Raw genomic sequence first — 16,357 nt, 5'->3', positions numbered from 1 at the left:
TGTGCCAACTAAATGAGACACATACAGTTGATTTTTTCTTTTGTGATAAGAGTGGAGTTTTTAGAGGTGCCCTAAAGTATAAGCCACAAACTCTCCTATGAAGACAAAAACAAAAGCTAACAAGGGGCTTGTGTAAATGTTTAAACTCATTTTAGAAGTTTGGAAGTCTTTAAAAATTCTTTTGTTCTTCACATCTCCGTCCTCTTTTCTTCTATTATATACTATTATTATAGCACTTTGTAGTAGCAGTTCAATAAAGAAACAAAGGTTTTTATGTTATATCTTCTAACATAAAAGTCCCTAGATTTGCATTTTTTTGTTTTTTCTGATATAATGGGAAAATATTCGGAAAAGGAGACTAAAAATGAAGAAAAAATTTCTAGCATTTTTGCTAATTTTATTCCCAATTTTCTCATTAGGTATTGCGAAAGCAGAAACGATTAAGATTGTATCTGACACAGCCTATGCACCTTTTGAGTTTAAAGATTCAGATCAAACTTATAAAGGAATTGATGTTGACATTATCAACAAAGTCGCTGAGATTAAAGGATGGAATATTCAGATGTCCTATCCTGGATTTGATGCAGCGGTCAATGCGGTTCAAGCTGGTCAAGCTGACGCAATCATGGCAGGAATGACAAAAACTACAGAACGTGAAAAAGTTTTCACCATGTCTGATACTTACTATGATACAAAAGTTGTCATTGCAACTACAAAGGCACACAAGATTAGTCAGTACGACCAATTAAAAGGTAAAACTGTTGGTGTTAAAAACGGAACAGCCGCTCAACGTTTCCTTGAAAGTATTAAGGACAAATACGGCTTTAGCATTAAAACATTTGATACTGGTGATTTGATGAACAACAGCTTGGCTGCTGGTGCTATCGATGCTATGATGGATGACAAACCTGTTATCGAGTATGCAATTAACCAAGGTCAAGACCTCCATATTGAAATGGATGGTGAAGCTGTAGGAAGTTTTGCTTTCGGTGTTAAAAAAGGAAGCAAATACGAGCACCTGGTTACTGAATTTAACCAAGCCTTGGCTGAAATGAAAAAAGATGGTAGTCTTGATAAAATCATCAAGAAATGGACTGCATCATCTTCTTCAGCAGTACCAACCACAACGACTGCAGCTGGTCTAAAAGCAACTCCTGTTAAAGCTAAATACATCATTGCCAGTGATTCTTCTTTTGCACCTTTTGTGTTCCAAAACTCAAGTAACCAATTTACTGGTATTGATATGGACTTGATTAAGGCAATCGCTAAAGATCAAGGTTTTGAAATTGAAATCACCAACCCTGGTTTCGATGCCGCTATCAGTGCTGTTCAAGCTGGACAAGCTGATGGTATCATTGCTGGTATGTCTGTCACAGATGCTCGTAAGGCAACTTTTGACTTCTCAGAATCATACTACACTGCTAATACAATCCTTGGTGTCAAAGAATCAAGCACCATTGCTTCTTATGAAGATTTAAAAGGAAAGACAGTTGGTGTTAAAAACGGAACTGCCTCTCAAACCTTCCTAACAGAAAATCAAAGCAAATACGGTTACAAAATCAAAACCTTCGCTGATGGTTCTTCAATGTATGACAGTTTAAATACTGGGGCAATCGATGCGGTTATGGATGATGAGCCTGTCCTCAAATATTCTATCAGCCAAGGTCAAAAATTGAAAACCCCAATCGCTGGAACTCCAATCGGTGAAACAGCCTTTGCCGTTAAAAAAGGAGCAAATCCAGAATTGATTGAAATGTTCAACAACGGACTTGCAAACCTTAAAACAAACGGAGAATTCCAAAAGATTCTTGATAAATACCTAGCTAGCGAATCTTCATCTGCTTCAACAAGCACTGTTGATGAGACAACTATCTGGGGCTTGCTTCAAAATAACTACAAACAACTCCTTAGCGGGCTTGGTATCACTCTTGCTCTAGCTCTTATCTCATTTGCTATTGCCATTGTTATCGGGATTATCTTCGGTATGTTTAGCGTTAGCCCATACAAATCTCTTCGTGTGATCTCTGAGATTTTCGTTGACGTTATCCGTGGTATTCCATTGATGATTCTTGCAGCCTTCATCTTCTGGGGAATTCCAAACTTCATCGAGTCTATCACAGGCCAACAAAGTCCAATTAACGATTTCGTAGCTGGTACTATTGCCCTATCGCTCAATGCAGCGGCTTATATCGCTGAAATCGTTCGTGGTGGTATTCAAGCCGTCCCAGTTGGTCAAATGGAAGCCAGCCGAAGCTTGGGTATCTCTTATGGCAAAACCATGCGTAAGATTATCCTGCCACAAGCAACTAAATTGATGTTGCCAAACTTTGTTAACCAATTCGTTATCGCTCTTAAAGATACAACCATCGTATCTGCTATCGGTTTGGTTGAACTCTTCCAAACTGGTAAGATTATAATTGCCCGTAACTACCAAAGTTTCAAGATGTATGCAATCCTTGCTATCTTCTATCTTGTAATTATCACACTTTTGACTAGACTAGCGAAACGCTTAGAAAAGAGGATTCGTTAATGGCAAAATTAAAAATTGATGTAAATGATTTACACAAGCACTATGGAAAAAATGAAGTCCTAAAAGGAATTACGACTAAGTTCTATGAAGGAGATGTTGTTTGTATCATCGGTCCTTCAGGTTCTGGTAAATCAACCTTCCTTCGTAGCCTTAATCTTCTAGAAGAAGTTACGAGTGGTCACATCACTGTGAACGGCTATGACTTAACTGAAAAAACAACCAACGTTGACCACGTCCGTGAAAATATCGGAATGGTGTTCCAACACTTCAACCTCTTCCCACATATGTCTGTTTTGGAGAACATCACCTTTGCTCCTATTGAGCACAAGTTGATGACTAAGGAAGAAGCTGAGAAATTGGGAATGGAGTTGCTTGAGAAGGTTGGGCTAGCAGATAAAGCTAATGCAAACCCAGATAGCCTATCAGGTGGTCAAAAACAACGTGTAGCCATCGCTCGTGGACTAGCAATGAATCCAGACATCATGCTCTTTGATGAACCAACTTCTGCACTTGACCCTGAGATGGTCGGAGACGTACTAAACGTTATGAAGGAATTGGCTGAGCAAGGTATGACCATGATTATCGTAACCCATGAGATGGGATTTGCCCGTCAAGTTGCCAACCGCGTTATCTTTACTGCTGATGGCGAATTCCTTGAAGACGGAACACCTGATCAAATCTTTGATAACCCGCAACACCCACGTCTGAAAGAGTTCTTGGACAAGGTCTTAAACGTTTAAACGCAAACTGTAAGGATTTCCTTGCAGTTTTTTTCTTTCTCGTATTGGATTTTTTGATTTTTCGGAAAATTATGTTAGAATTAAGTTTATGAAATGAGGTTTCCTCATACCTAGCAAGACTAGGAATAAAAATAGAAATTAGGTAGCTAGATGTCATCTAAGGTTATTGTTACAATTTTCGGTGCGAGTGGAGACCTGGCTAAACGCAAGCTCTACCCTTCCCTTTTTAGACTATATAAATCCGGCAATCTTTCCGAGCACTTTGCAGTCATTGGAACTGCTCGTCGTCCTTGGAGCAAGGAATATTTTGAATCTGTTGTAGTCGAATCCATCCTTGATTTGGCAGATAGTACCGAACAAGCTCAGGAGTTCGCTAGTCACTTCTACTATCAGAGTCATGATGTCAATGATACAGAACACTACATTGCTTTGCGTCAATTGCAGGCTGAATTAAATGACAAGTACCAAGCTGGACACAACAAGCTCTTCTTCTTATCAATGGCTCCTCAATTCTTTGGAACTATTGCTAAACACCTTAAGTCTGAAAACATTGTAGACGGTAAAGGTTTTGAACGTTTAATCGTTGAAAAACCATTTGGAACAGACTATGCAACTGCAAGTAAGTTGAATGACGAACTCCTAGCAACATTTGACGAAGAACAAATTTTCCGTATTGACCATTATCTTGGTAAGGAAATGATCCAAAGTATCTTTGCAGTTCGTTTTGCAAACCTGATTTTTGAAAATGTTTGGAACAAGGATTTTATCGATAATGTTCAAATTACCTTTGCAGAGCGCTTGGGTGTAGAAGAGCGTGGTGGCTACTATGACCAATCTGGTGCCCTCCGTGACATGGTACAAAACCATACTTTGCAACTGCTTTCTCTGCTTGCCATGGACAAGCCAGCCAGCTTCACAAAAGACGAGATTCGTGCTGAAAAGATTAAGGTCTTTAAAAACCTCTATCATCCAACAGATGAAGAGCTTAAAGAATACTTTATCCGTGGTCAATACCGTTCTGGTAAGATTGATGGCATGAAATACATCTCTTATCGTAGCGAGCCAAATGTTAATCCAGAATCAACAACTGAAACCTTTGCATCTGGTGCCTTCTTTGTAGACAGCGATCGCTTCCGTGGTGTTCCTTTCTTCTTCCGTACTGGTAAACGTCTGACTGAAAAAGGAACTCATGTCAACATCGTCTTTAAACAAATGGACTCTATCTTTGGAGAACCACTTGCTCCAAATATTTTGACCATCTATATCCAACCAACAGAAGGTTTCTCTCTCAGTCTAAATGGAAAGCAAGTAGGAGAAGAATTTAACTTAGCTCCGAACTCACTTGATTACCGTACAGATGCGACCGCAACTGGTGCTTCTCCAGAACCATACGAGAAATTGATTTATGATGTCTTAAATAACAACTCAACTAACTTTAGCCACTGGGATGAAGTTGGTGCGTCATGGAAGTTGATTGACCGTATCGAAGAGCTCTGGGCTGAAAATGGTGCCCCACTTCATGACTATAAAGCTGGAAGCATGGGACCTCAAGCAAGCTTTGACTTACTTGAAAAATTCGATGCCAAATGGACTTGGCAACCAGATATCGCCTATCGTCAAGATGGTAGACTAGAATAAAAAATTTCCTGCAAGATTGTCTTGCAGGATTTTTACTTCTGATTAGATTAAGCCTTCCAAGAGACCCTTCATAAAGTTTTCTGAGTTAAACTCTCCAATATCATCGATTTTTTCACCAAAACCAATCAATTTTACAGGAATATTGAGTTCTTCTCGGATGGCTAGAACCACACCACCTCTAGCAGTTCCATCAATCTTAGTCAAGACAATTCCTGTTAAAGGAGTGATTTTTGAAAATTCTTTGGCCTGTACAAGAGCGTTTTGACCTGTTGATGCATCAAGGGCTAAGAAAGTTTCATGGGGTGCTTCTGGCACAACACGTTTGATGATGCGACCAATCTTCTCCAACTCAGCCATGAGGTTGTCCTTGTTTTGCAGACGACCAGCAGTATCAATCATGAGAATATCGATACCTTCAGCTACAGCACGTTCCATGCCATCAAAGACCACACTGGCTGGGTCAGCTTTTTCAGATCCAGTCACAACTGGAACGTCCACACGACGGCCCCATTCAGCAAGCTGGGCTACCGCCCCTGCACGGAATGTATCTGCCGCAACCAACATAACCTTCTTTCCTGCATGTTTATAGCGATGGGCCAATTTTCCGATAGAAGTTGTTTTCCCAACACCATTAACACCAACAAAGAGCATGACTGTCAAGCCATCTTGGAAGTGGATTCTTTCATCGTAGTTGCCACCTTTTTCATAAAGTTCAACCAATTTCTCAATGATGACACGGCGAAGTGCCTCAGGTTTCTTGGCGTTTTCAAGCTTGGCTTCGTAGCGTAGCTCCTCCGTTAAGTTAGAAGCGACTTGGACACCAACGTCACTCATAATCAGCAGTTCTTCCAATTCCTCGAAAAATTCTTCGTCAACAGAGCGGAAATTAGCAAAGAAGGCGTTCAAGCGAGCTCCGAAGCCTGTACGAGTTTTCTTAAGACTACGGTCATATTTTTCCTGAACAGTTTCTTCTGCTTGAGACGTTTCTGCTTCAAGATCTTCAATGCTATTTTCTTCTTCAGCTTCTATGAACTCAGGATTTTCTTCCTCTGAGACTTCTTCTGAGTTTGGTAATTCTTCTATTTCTTCTTGAAAAACCTCTACAGCTGGCTCTGAATTCAGACTTTCTTCAAATGTGTCTTGATTATCCTCTTCTTCTAGCAAAGATTCTTCAGCAACTTCTGCTACTTCTTGAGAAACTTCCTCAGCTTCTGTATCTTCAGACAAATCAAGATTTTCCAGAGCTTCTTTTACAACTTCTTCGATTTTAGGTTCTTCTTTTTTTCCGAATAGGCGGTCAAATAATCCCATATCTTAGTTCTCCTTTAGCACATATTCTTCGATAGCCCAGGCGACAGCCTCTTCATCATTGGTCATAGGAGTTACCACATTTGCGACTGCCTTGACTTCAGGAACAGCATTTTGCATGGCAACACCGAGCCCTGCCCATTCAATCATAGAGAGGTCATTAGCCTCGTCACCACAGGCCATAACTTGGCTTTGGTCAATTTCAAGATGACTGATTAGTTTTGCCAAGCCTGTTGCTTTATGAACATTCTTTGGTGACCACTCTAGCAACATTTCACGTGATTTAAAGATTTCATATTGGTCAAACAATTCTGGAGAAATCTTCTGAATGGTTGCATCCAAGGGTTCTTGAGCAAAGGCAGTCACGCATTTATTGTAAGTCATTTGACTAGATAGATCTTCAAAGTCCACTGGAACAAAGGTCAAAGCTGGATTGAATTTGGCATAAAGACTTTCTTGGTCCGATTGGATTTGATAAACAGTTCCTTCTGAGATGGCATCAAGAGGCAGTGATAATTTCTCTGTTTCCTCATACAAGCGTGCCACATCATCATATGAAAAGACTGTCTTATCAAGGATTTCACCCGTATTTTTCTGAACCAAACCACCATTAAAAGTAATAGTATACTCATCTTTTTGGCCGTCAGTCCCTAGCTCATGGAGAAAGAAATCCATAGCTTTTAAGGGACGACCAGTTGTCAATACGACCTTAATACCACGATCACGCGCAGCTTTCAAGGTTGCCTTGGTGCGATCCGTCAGCCTTTTATCAGTAGTCAGCAAGGTCCCGTCCAAGTCCAATGCAATCAATTTTATATCTGCCATTATAAGCCCTCCATATAAGCTATAACCGACTGGTCCTTATGGTGACCAATCACTGTCTCTGCTAATTCTAAAATTTCAGGTCGTGCATTTTCAGGAGCTACAGGATGTCCCACAACCTGTATCATATGCAAGTCATTTAGATTGTCTCCAAAAGCCATAACCTGATCCATTGTGATACCAAGTTTTTTAGCTAATTCAACAATGGCCACACCCTTATCGACATAGTCCAGAACAATATCAATGGATTCAAAGCCAGTTGTCATGGCCTTAACACCAGGAACATGTTCGTTTACCCAAGCTTCACCAGCTTCCAGCGTTTCTTCTGTGAAGTTGGTTGTAAATTTGAAAATGTCATCTTTAATATCTTCCAGACTCGCTACTTTTTGGATATTTTCATTATAGTGCTGACTCACTTTTAAATAGGTCTCATCAACCGTATCTAGAACATAAGCTCCCTTTTTTCCTGTCAAGAGCAGTTTATTGATATCTACATAAGGTGAAGTTTTCAGCCTTTCAAAAGTTGATAGATAAAACTCACGAGACATGGTCGCTTCATACAAGTCCTGACCTTGATATTCGACCAAACTGCCATTTTCTGCGATAAAAATAATGTCATCACGAACATCAGCAAATAATTTTTCTAGAGATAAAAATCCGCGCCCCGAAGCCACCGCAAAGTAAATCCCTTTTTCCTTGTAGGAAACCAAGAGAGACTTGAGGCGGTCCATATCAAAGCGTCCATTCTCATCTAGGAAGGTTCCGTCCATATCCGTTGCTACTAGTTTAATTGTCATCCTTCAATACTTTCTAAATCTTTTAACTTCACCGAAACAATTTTTGAGACACCTGACTCTTGCATGGTCACTCCATAGATAGAATCGGCTGCCGCCATGGTTCCCTTACGGTGGGTTACGACGATAAACTGGCTGTCCTTATCAAATCGATTGAGGTAATCCCCGAAACGTTTAACATTGGCTTCATCCAGCGCAGCTTCCACCTCATCCAAGATGACAAAAGGAATGGTCTTGACACGAATAATGGAGAAAAGCAAAGCTAGAGCTGACAGAGCTTTTTCACCACCACTCATGAGGTTAAGCGACTGGATTTTCTTACCTGGAGGTTGAACAGAAATCTCCACACCAGCTGTTAAAAGGTCGCCCTCAGTCAATATCAAGTCCGCCTGACCTCCACCAAACATCTGCTTGAATGTCACTTTAAAGGACTCACAAATAGCTTCAAAGGTGGATTTAAATCGTTCCTTGACCTCATCATTCATCTCTGTGATGGTTTCAAGAAGCAGACTTTTCGCTGATAAAATATCATCTCGCTGGCTATTCAAGAAATCCAGACGGCTGTGAACTTCTTCGTACTGGTCAATAGCATCCAAATTGACAGGACCCAGTGAGCGAATAGCCTTCTCTAAGTCCTGCACCTCTTGCTCTGCCAGATTGAGATTTTCCAACTCATGCGCATTTTCTAAAGCTTCAGTATAGCTAATCTGATATTGGTCTGTTAATTGACTTTGTAGATGGCGCAAGCGCTCGCTGACCTTTTCTTTCTTGGCTTCAGCACGTGTTTGCTTGCGAATCCACTCTTCATTCTGCTGGCGAGCCTGATCCAAATGACTAGCAATATCATCCAGTTGCCCTTCAATATCATCCAACTCAAACTGCTTGCGAATCAAACCTTGTTGGAGGTTTGTTTTCTGCATTTTGGCTTCTTCGGCCTGTTGACTGAGCAAATCCGTATCAACTTTCTCAAGATTGTCAACCTTTTCTTGAAGAAGGCGCTGGATTTCCTCTTGCTCGATATCCAAATTGTCCAATTCCTTGCCTAAACGCTCAATATCAACCACTTCATAACGTTTTTGCCCTTGCAGTTCTGTCTTAAGCAAACGAGCTTGCGCTACCTCTTCCTGCAAGTTCTGATAGCGTTCTTGGATGGCATTTTTGTTAGACTTAATCTCTTCAATCTCAGCTTCCAGATTTTGCTTGTCACTGGCGATTGTAGTAAGGCGCTCTTGGCATTTTTCCTTATCCGCTTGCCAATCTCCCTCAGAAAGACGATTTAATTCCTCTTCTTGGAGTTTCCAAAGAGTTTCCAGTTCATCAACTTGCTGACTGGTCTGCTGATAAGCGAGGGACAAGCCCTGCTCCTGAATACGAGCCTGCTCACCCTGAGATTTGATTGCTTCTAATCTTTCTGTCAATCTAGCCATCTCATCTTGCAAGTTCTTCAAACTCGCTTCATCTGTACGCAAGCTTGCTTCTTCTTTAGCAATTTCTTTTTGCAATTGCTCCAGCTCTGGCTTGATGAAAATACTGTTATTCTGGCGATTAGCACCACCTGCATAGGAACCACCTGTGCGCAATTCTGTTCCGTCCAATGTTACCATACGAACCTGATAACGAACGTGACGAGCTGCTGCACGCGCATGTTCCACGGTATCAAAAATAGCCGTCGTAGCTAGCAAATTCTTAAAAATAGCTTCCAGTCTAGTGTCGAATGTCACCAACTCATCTGCCATCCCAAGGAAACCTGGGCTTGCAGCAATAGCATCTTGATTCTGACTAGAAATCGTACGCGCCTTGATCGTTGTCAACGGAAGGAAGGTTGCACGACCAGCCCTGTTTCGTTTAAGGAAATCAATCGCCTTGGTTGCCGCGTTTTCATCTTCCACGATGATATGCTGACTGCTGGCTCCAAGCGCAATCTCTAGGGCAATTTGATAATGCACATCAAAGGTCAGATGCTCACTAACTGCCCCAATTATTCCACCTAGACGATCTTTCTCTTGGAGAACACTCTTAACACCTGCATAAAAGTTACTATGATTTCTCAGGATGTTTTCCAGACTTTGGGCTCTAGCCTGCTTGTTTTTGAGATTATCCAGACGGTCAAAGAGTTGATTTTGTTGAGCCTGATAGGAAGATTTCTGATCCTCTTGCTCCTTGGCAATAGCTTGGTAGTCAGCCAATAATTTCTGAACCTGCGCCTTGGCAGTTTCAAGCTCATTCCTTTGCTGACTGGCCTTCTTTTTAGCTGTAGTCAGCTGTTCTTTCAGCTTTTCTAATTGATCTGCTTGTTTTTGAGAAAGCTGACGACTATTTTCCAACTCATTCTCGATGCGAGTCAGTTGGTTTGAGACATCAGCTTCTTCTTGTAGAAGAGCTACAAAGCGTTCACGTAAGAGTTCAATCATCTGATCAGGATCATCTGAAAAAGCTAGCAATTCAGCTTCTAAACGATTGAGTTTTTGATTATTTTGGACTAGATTTTCCTCTAACAGAGTTAATGAGCTTTCTTTATCAGATTTTTCTTGGCTGAGTAAATTTCTCTTATCCTCCAAAGTAGCCAAACGAGCTTGTGCTTCCTGTTGATTCAGGGCTACTTGCTCAGATTCTAATTTCGATAGGGCTAATTTTCTCTCTAAATCACTAATCAGACTGGTCAAATCCATCAAACTGCCTTGGTCTTTGGCCATTTCAGCTTGTAAATCTTGGCGTTGCTTTTTAAGAGTTTGGTTTTCTTCTTCTAATTTTTCACGCTTTTGGTAATAGCTAGTTAAGAGTTCCTGAACCTGTGCCAACTCTTCTGCTGTCGAGTCTAGTTCAGCCTTATTTTCCTTGATTTGAGCAACCAGAACGTCTAAATAAATAGCCTTACGTTGTCCTTCCAAGTCTAAAAACTTACGAGCATTCTCAGCTTGCTTCTCAAGAGGCTTGATTTGATTATCCAACTCGTAGATAATGTCTTCAAGACGATCTAGATTATCCTGAGTTTGTTGCAATTTGCTCTCTGTCTCTTTTCTACGAGTCTTGTATTTCAAAACTCCTGCAGCTTCTTCAAAAATGGCACGGCGTTCCTCAGGCTTAGAATTAAAAATCTCCTCAACCTTCCCTTGAGAAATAATTGAGAAGGAATCGCGTCCCAATCCAGTATCCAAGAAGAGGTCATGAATATCACGCAGACGGACTTTCTTACCATCAATCTTGTATTCGCTATCTCCGCTACGATAGATATGGCGTTCTACCCTGATTTCTTGACCTGCATCCTTGATAAATCCATCATTATTATCCAGAGTCACAACTACAGAAGCATAATTGAGCGGTTTGCGACTTTCTGTTCCAGCAAAGATGACATCTGGCATCTTGCCTCCACGGAGACTTTTAACACTTGACTCCCCCAAGGCCCAACGCAGACTTTCTGTAATATTCGACTTTCCAGATCCATTGGGTCCAACGACTGCCGTCACACCTTGATCAAAGACGACCTTAGTCTTGTCAGCAAAAGACTTGAATCCCTGAATTTCGATTTCCTTTAAATACATGAATCCAGCCCTTTCTCAACGGCATTTTTGGCAGCTTCCTGCTCTGCTAATTTCTTAGAACGACCTTGACCTTGACCAATGCTTTTGCCTTCAACAAGAACCTCTACATCAAAGACCTTATCATGGGCAGGACCCGTTTCAGAAATCACCTGATAACGAATAGCAACATCCCCATTGACCTGAAGTAACTCTTGGAGATGGGTTTTGTAGTCTGTAATCATCTCAAATTCGCCTGCTTCAACCTTAGGAATCATAACTTGATAGATAAATGCCTTAACCTTGGCCACATCCTTGTCCAAAAGGAGGGCACCAAGAAAGGCTTCAAAGGCATCACCAAGAATGGTGTCACGATTTCGTCCACCAGACTTCTCTTCCCCCTTACCCAGCTTGATAAATTGATCAAACTGGCAATCACGCGCAAAACCAGCTAAACTCTCCTCGCGAACAATCATGGCACGGAGTTTAGACAAGTCACCCTCAGGCTTTTTAGGATATTTTTTATACAGATATTCTGAAATCAATAACTGTAGAACAGCGTCTCCTAAAAATTCCAAGCGTTCATTGTGTGAAATTTTTAAGAGGCGGTGCTCATTGGCATAACTCGTATGAGTAAAGGCAGTTTCCAGTAAATTTTTGTCTGCAAATTCGATTGCAAAATGGTTCTTTAGTACAGTTTGTAATTCTTTCATACCAACCTCTTTCTAACTGATAACAGTCCTTTTTATTATATCAAAAAAAGCCCCCTGAGTCACTTTAAAACGGGACTGGAGAGCATTTGGGCATTCTTTAAAAAGAGATTTTCAGTTTTAAGGGCCAATTTAGGGCTGTGTAAAGAAAAAAGCCCTATTAAAGGCTTTTTTAGGATGTTTACATCCACCCTGAGGGAATCGAACCCCCATCTCAAGAACCGGAATCTTACGTGATATCCATTACACTAAGGGTGGAAACTTGTTTTATTATAACAGAAATTTGCTCTAATAACAAGTTTTTTTCTGGCCATATAGCCTGTCTTAGTGGGAAGCATCCCCATTCCAGATTGAGTTTTTCACGATAACATAATCAACGTGTTTAAGGTCAGCAACCTGACGTCCACCTGCATAAGAAATAGCACTTTGAAGGTCTTGTTCCATCTCAGTTAAAGTGTCTTGCAGATGACCTTTGGCAGGAAGCAAGATACGTTTGCCCTCCACGTTTTTATAAGCACCTTTTTGGTATTGAGAAGCTGAACCGTAGTATTCTTTGAACTGTTCACCATCGACTTCAATCGTTTTCCCTGGACTTTCGATGTGTCCTGCAAAGAGAGAACCAATCATGACCATGCTGGCACCGAAACGGATAGACTTGGCAATATCACCATGAGTACGAATTCCTCCATCAGCAATAATCGGTTTACGAGCAGCCTTTGCACACCAACGGAGAGCAGCCAACTGCCAACCACCTGTACCAAAACCAGTCTTGACCTTGGTGATACAAACCTTACCAGGACCGATTCCAACCTTAGTAGCATCCGCACCCGCATTTTCCAATTCACGTACAGCTTCTGGTGTTCCCACATTTCCAGCAATAACAAAAGTATCTGGCAATTCTTTCTTGATGTGTTGAATCATAGAAATCACGCTATCTGCATGACCATGAGCAATGTCAATCGTGATGTATTCTGGAGCATCAGCCTTGAGCTGGCTAACAAAATCATACTCATAGTCCTTAACACCGACAGATATAGAAGCAATGAGACCTTGCTCGTGCATGCGTTTAATAAAAGGAATGCGTCCTTCCTCATCAAAACGGTGCATAATGTAGAAGTAGCCCCCTTTAGCTAGTTGCTCTGCTACATTTTCATCCAAAATCGTCTGCATATTTGCTGGTACAACAGGTAGTTTAAAGGTATGATTTCCTAGAGTGACACTTGTATCCGCTTCTGCACGGCTTTTAATCACACATTTATTTGGAATCAATTGAATATCTTCGTAATCAAAAATTGGAAATTCATTTAACATATCGATGTCTCGTTTCTTTTGTAATGACCTACCTATGCTTTCGCATCACTACGTCTTTTCCGACGTTTCCTTAATTAATTATAAATCAAAGTACAGATTTTGTCAAATAATTTTATAAATTAAAATATAATGTTCGGATTTTTCTTGCGTAAATAGAAAAAAGAGGGGAAATTGTTTTCTCCCCACTTCCTCTACATTCTAATAATACTCCCCCTGACGGTAGTCCCATGAGTTAAAGGTGTCTGACAGGTGCATCATGATTTTATCAATGTCAAGCCCTTTACGGATTACAACTGGTGCTGGTGATGTTGAACGAGCTCCTCCTTGTTCTGGGATGAGTTTGCCGTCTTTATCAACCATAGAGACCATCACACCTTGCTCATAGCGAGTTTCAATCGTTTTGTCAGGCTGGATAGAAGCAACGTAGTCATCTGCCTCAATGACAAGGTCCACTGCCCCTTCGATACGTTCTCCAATACCATCTACTTTACCACGGTTTCCTTTTCCAGATGGGTTGGCTGATGAGGCATAGACCATTTTACCTTCTTCCCAAAGTTTAGCAGCCAACTGTTCACCAGCTTTACCAAACTTGATGACAAAACAGCTAGTGCCACGAACGTCTGTCATAAGTTCTTCTCGGCCATCACCGTATGCTTTGAGTTTTTCAAAAGCTTCTGGTTTCCAAGGAAGGATACAGCCAAGGAGAATATCTTCGTCCCAATGTTTTTGGTAAAAGGCTTCAATTTCTGGGTTGAGTTGTGCTAAAGTGCGAAGTTCATCCATGCTACCACAGAGAACCACACCTGGTTTGTTACGGTTACGTTCTTTGGCTTCAAACTTACGTTCAAGACCAGCCTTATCGCTAGTCATGATGATGTAACCAACTTTTGTAGGGCAAACAATACAACCGCCCTCACCTTTTAAAATGTCATAGCCTTCTTGTGAAAGTGTTCCGTTCCATTGAATGTGTTTTGTCATAGTTCTATTTCCTTTTCTATTTTTTCTAATCCTGCCAGTAGGCTGGTCGTTGTTTTTCATAAGCAGCAATCAAATCTTCATACTGCAAAGTAATACCGATATCATCCAAACCATTTAAGAGCTTATGTTTCCATTCGCTATCGATTTCGAAAGTGAATTCTCCAACTGGTGAGATGATTTTTTGTTGTTCCAAGTCCACAGTTACCTGGTCACTTGGTTGTAGCTGAGCTAGTTTCTCTCGAACCTCTCTAGGCTGTACAATAGGCAACATGCCATTATTGAGTTCATTATTGTAATGAATATCACCGAAAGACCCCGCAATCACAACCTTAAAACCATAGTCCGCTAGAGCCCAAGCGGCGTGCTCCCTCGAAGATCCTGCCCCAAAGTTATCCCCTGAGATGAGAATAGTTGCTTTGCGGTATTCAGGTCGGTTAAAGACAAAGTCTGGGTCCTCAGTATACTTGTCGTCTAGATAACGCCAAGCATACATGAGGTACTTACCAAAGCCTTTTTTATCAATTAACTTGAGAAACTGCTTGGGAAGGATTTGGTCGGTATCGATGTTATCATTCATGAGAGGAACGGTCGTTCCCGTATAAACTGTGAATTTCTCCATATCCTCTCCTTACTGGGCTTCTGGCATTTGCCGAACATCTACGAAACGCCCTGCAATAGCTGCTGCTGCTGCCATGGCTGGACTGCAGAGGTGGGTCTTAGCGCCAAAGCCTTGTCTGTCTTCAAAGTTGCGGTTGCTGGTTGAGGCGCAGTGGACACCATCAGGAACCTTGTCTGGATTCATCCCTAGGCACATAGAACAACCTGGGTCTCGCCACTCAAAACCAGCGTCTAGGAAAACCTTGTCCAAGCCCAACTTCTCAGCAGCTCGTTTGACAGGACGAGAACCTGGGACGACGATAGCCGTTAAGTTGGGAGCAATTTTCTTTCCTTTGACAAATCGCGCAGCTAGTTGCAAGTCGCTGAGACGAGCATTGGTACAAGAACCGATAAAGATATAGCCTAGTTCAATATCAGCTGGCTTTTGACCAGGCTCCAAATCCATATAATTGTAGGCTCGCTCATCATTCATATCCTTAATTTCTGGGAAGCTACTGTCAAAGTCAACTCCCATAGCAGGGTTGGTTCCCCAGGTCACCATAGGAGCCAATCCTGAGACATCCATATGAATAACCTTATCGTAAACAGCATCATCAGCACTGACAAGGGTTTTCCAATCCGCCACAGCCTCTTCAAAGTCCTCTGGAACACATTCCCGTCCCTTGAGATAGTCATAGGTGATTTGGTCCGGATTCATGATTCCCATCTTAGATCCAAACTCGATGGACATATTGCAGATGGTCATTCGCTCTTCCATGCTCAGTGCATCAATAGCTTGTCCACGATATTCCACCACGTAGCCAACGCCGCAAGCAACGCCGTACTTGGCAATCAAGGCTAAAATGAAATCCTTGGAATAAACTCCTTTTTGAGGAACTCCAGTGAATTCTACCAGCATTTTCTTGGGTTTGACCTGCCAGAGGGTCTGGGTAGCGAAGACATGCTCAACCTCACTAGTCCCAATTCCAAAGGCGATCGCTCCGAAAGCTCCGTGAGTTGCCGTATGGCTGTCTCCACAGACAATGAATTTCCCCGGTTGGGTCCGTCCTGTTTCTGGACCAACCATGTGAACAATTCCTTGTTTTTCAGAACCATGGGCCGCATGTTCAATCCCAAACTCCTCAACATTTTCAGCCAGCTTATCAATTTGAGCCTTAGAAATGACATCTCGAATATCGTAGATATTGACTGTCGGGACATTGTGGTCAAAGGTTCCAAATGTCAAGTCTGGTCGTCTCAATCTACGACCTGCGTCTCGTAGGCCTTGAAAAGCCTGAGGACTGGTCACCTCGTGGATATAGTGCTGGTCCACATACATGAGTTGGGGCTGCCCCTCTTCTCCTGTGATGACATGGCGTTCCCATAATTTATCAAAAATCGATTTTCCTGCCAT

The 16,357-nt window shown here is 41.7% G+C and carries 12 protein-coding genes, 1 tRNA gene and 1 pseudogene; 3 read left to right on the top strand and 11 right to left on the bottom strand.

Annotation, left to right across the window (positions count from 1 at the left end; translation table 11 throughout):
* Positions 1-72 precede the first annotated feature (72 nt).
* Positions 73-192 (bottom strand): annotated as a pseudogene (locus K1I71_RS06770) (CPBP family intramembrane glutamic endopeptidase); the annotation flags it as partial.
* Positions 193-364: 172 nt separating this feature from the next.
* Between K1I71_RS06770 and K1I71_RS06765 the strand changes: the two are divergent.
* From K1I71_RS06765 to zwf, 3 genes are all read left to right on the top strand, one after another.
* Positions 365-2,530 carry an ABC transporter substrate-binding protein/permease gene (locus K1I71_RS06765; protein WP_223330567.1) on the top strand — a complete coding sequence of 722 codons (2,166 nt, stop codon included), beginning with the start codon at positions 365-367 and terminating at the stop codon, positions 2,528-2,530.
* Positions 2,530-3,270, top strand: coding sequence for an amino acid ABC transporter ATP-binding protein (locus tag K1I71_RS06760; RefSeq protein WP_223330566.1), 741 nt, complete (start codon positions 2,530-2,532; stop codon positions 3,268-3,270). The genes K1I71_RS06765 and K1I71_RS06760 overlap by 1 nt, the downstream gene beginning before the upstream one ends.
* A gap of 150 nt (positions 3,271-3,420) precedes the next feature.
* On the top strand, positions 3,421-4,908 hold the full coding sequence (zwf, locus tag K1I71_RS06755; RefSeq protein WP_223330565.1) for a glucose-6-phosphate dehydrogenase: 1,488 nt from the start codon (positions 3,421-3,423) through the stop codon (positions 4,906-4,908).
* Between the two features lie 42 nt (positions 4,909-4,950).
* Here zwf and ftsY read toward each other — a convergent pair whose 3' ends face one another.
* From ftsY to leuC, 10 genes are all read right to left on the bottom strand, one after another.
* Complete coding sequence (gene ftsY / locus K1I71_RS06750; protein ID WP_223330564.1) at positions 4,951-6,219, bottom strand: signal recognition particle-docking protein FtsY; 1,269 nt, start codon at positions 6,217-6,219, stop codon at positions 4,951-4,953.
* A 3-nt stretch (positions 6,220-6,222) separates the two neighbouring features.
* A complete protein-coding gene (locus tag K1I71_RS06745) occupies positions 6,223-7,041 on the bottom strand; it encodes a Cof-type HAD-IIB family hydrolase (RefSeq protein ID WP_223330563.1) in 819 nt (272 codons plus the stop codon).
* Entirely contained in the window at positions 7,041-7,835 is a 795-nt protein-coding gene (locus tag K1I71_RS06740) for a Cof-type HAD-IIB family hydrolase (RefSeq protein WP_203212753.1), read from the bottom strand. The genes K1I71_RS06745 and K1I71_RS06740 overlap by 1 nt, the downstream gene beginning before the upstream one ends.
* Positions 7,832-11,371 carry a chromosome segregation protein SMC gene (smc, locus tag K1I71_RS06735; protein WP_223330562.1) on the bottom strand — a complete coding sequence of 1,180 codons (3,540 nt, stop codon included), beginning with the start codon at positions 11,369-11,371 and terminating at the stop codon, positions 7,832-7,834. The genes K1I71_RS06740 and smc overlap by 4 nt, the downstream gene beginning before the upstream one ends.
* Positions 11,362-12,060: a ribonuclease III gene (gene rnc, locus K1I71_RS06730; protein ID WP_033677334.1), complete on the bottom strand. Its 699-nt coding sequence runs from the start codon at positions 12,058-12,060 to the stop codon at positions 11,362-11,364. The genes smc and rnc overlap by 10 nt, the downstream gene beginning before the upstream one ends.
* Positions 12,061-12,243: 183 nt before the next feature.
* Positions 12,244-12,315: transfer RNA gene (locus tag K1I71_RS06725), tRNA-Arg, on the bottom strand.
* Between the two features lie 66 nt (positions 12,316-12,381).
* Positions 12,382-13,368: a GMP reductase gene (locus K1I71_RS06720; protein ID WP_033688898.1), complete on the bottom strand. Its 987-nt coding sequence runs from the start codon at positions 13,366-13,368 to the stop codon at positions 12,382-12,384.
* Between the two features lie 198 nt (positions 13,369-13,566).
* A complete protein-coding gene (locus tag K1I71_RS06715) occupies positions 13,567-14,346 on the bottom strand; it encodes an L-threonylcarbamoyladenylate synthase (protein ID WP_223330561.1) in 780 nt (259 codons plus the stop codon).
* 25 nt (positions 14,347-14,371) lie between these two features.
* Positions 14,372-14,965: a 3-isopropylmalate dehydratase small subunit gene (gene leuD / locus K1I71_RS06710; RefSeq protein ID WP_000410630.1), complete on the bottom strand. Its 594-nt coding sequence runs from the start codon at positions 14,963-14,965 to the stop codon at positions 14,372-14,374.
* A 9-nt stretch (positions 14,966-14,974) separates the two neighbouring features.
* On the bottom strand, positions 14,975-16,357 hold the full coding sequence (leuC, locus tag K1I71_RS06705) for a 3-isopropylmalate dehydratase large subunit (RefSeq protein WP_223330560.1): 1,383 nt from the start codon (positions 16,355-16,357) through the stop codon (positions 14,975-14,977).

Origin of the sequence: Streptococcus mitis, assembly GCF_019929545.1 — a bacterium.
GTDB classification, from domain to species: domain Bacteria; phylum Bacillota; class Bacilli; order Lactobacillales; family Streptococcaceae; genus Streptococcus; species Streptococcus mitis_BU.
Note: the sequence above shows the minus strand (reverse complement) of the source record. Positions and strands in the feature narration are given on the sequence as shown.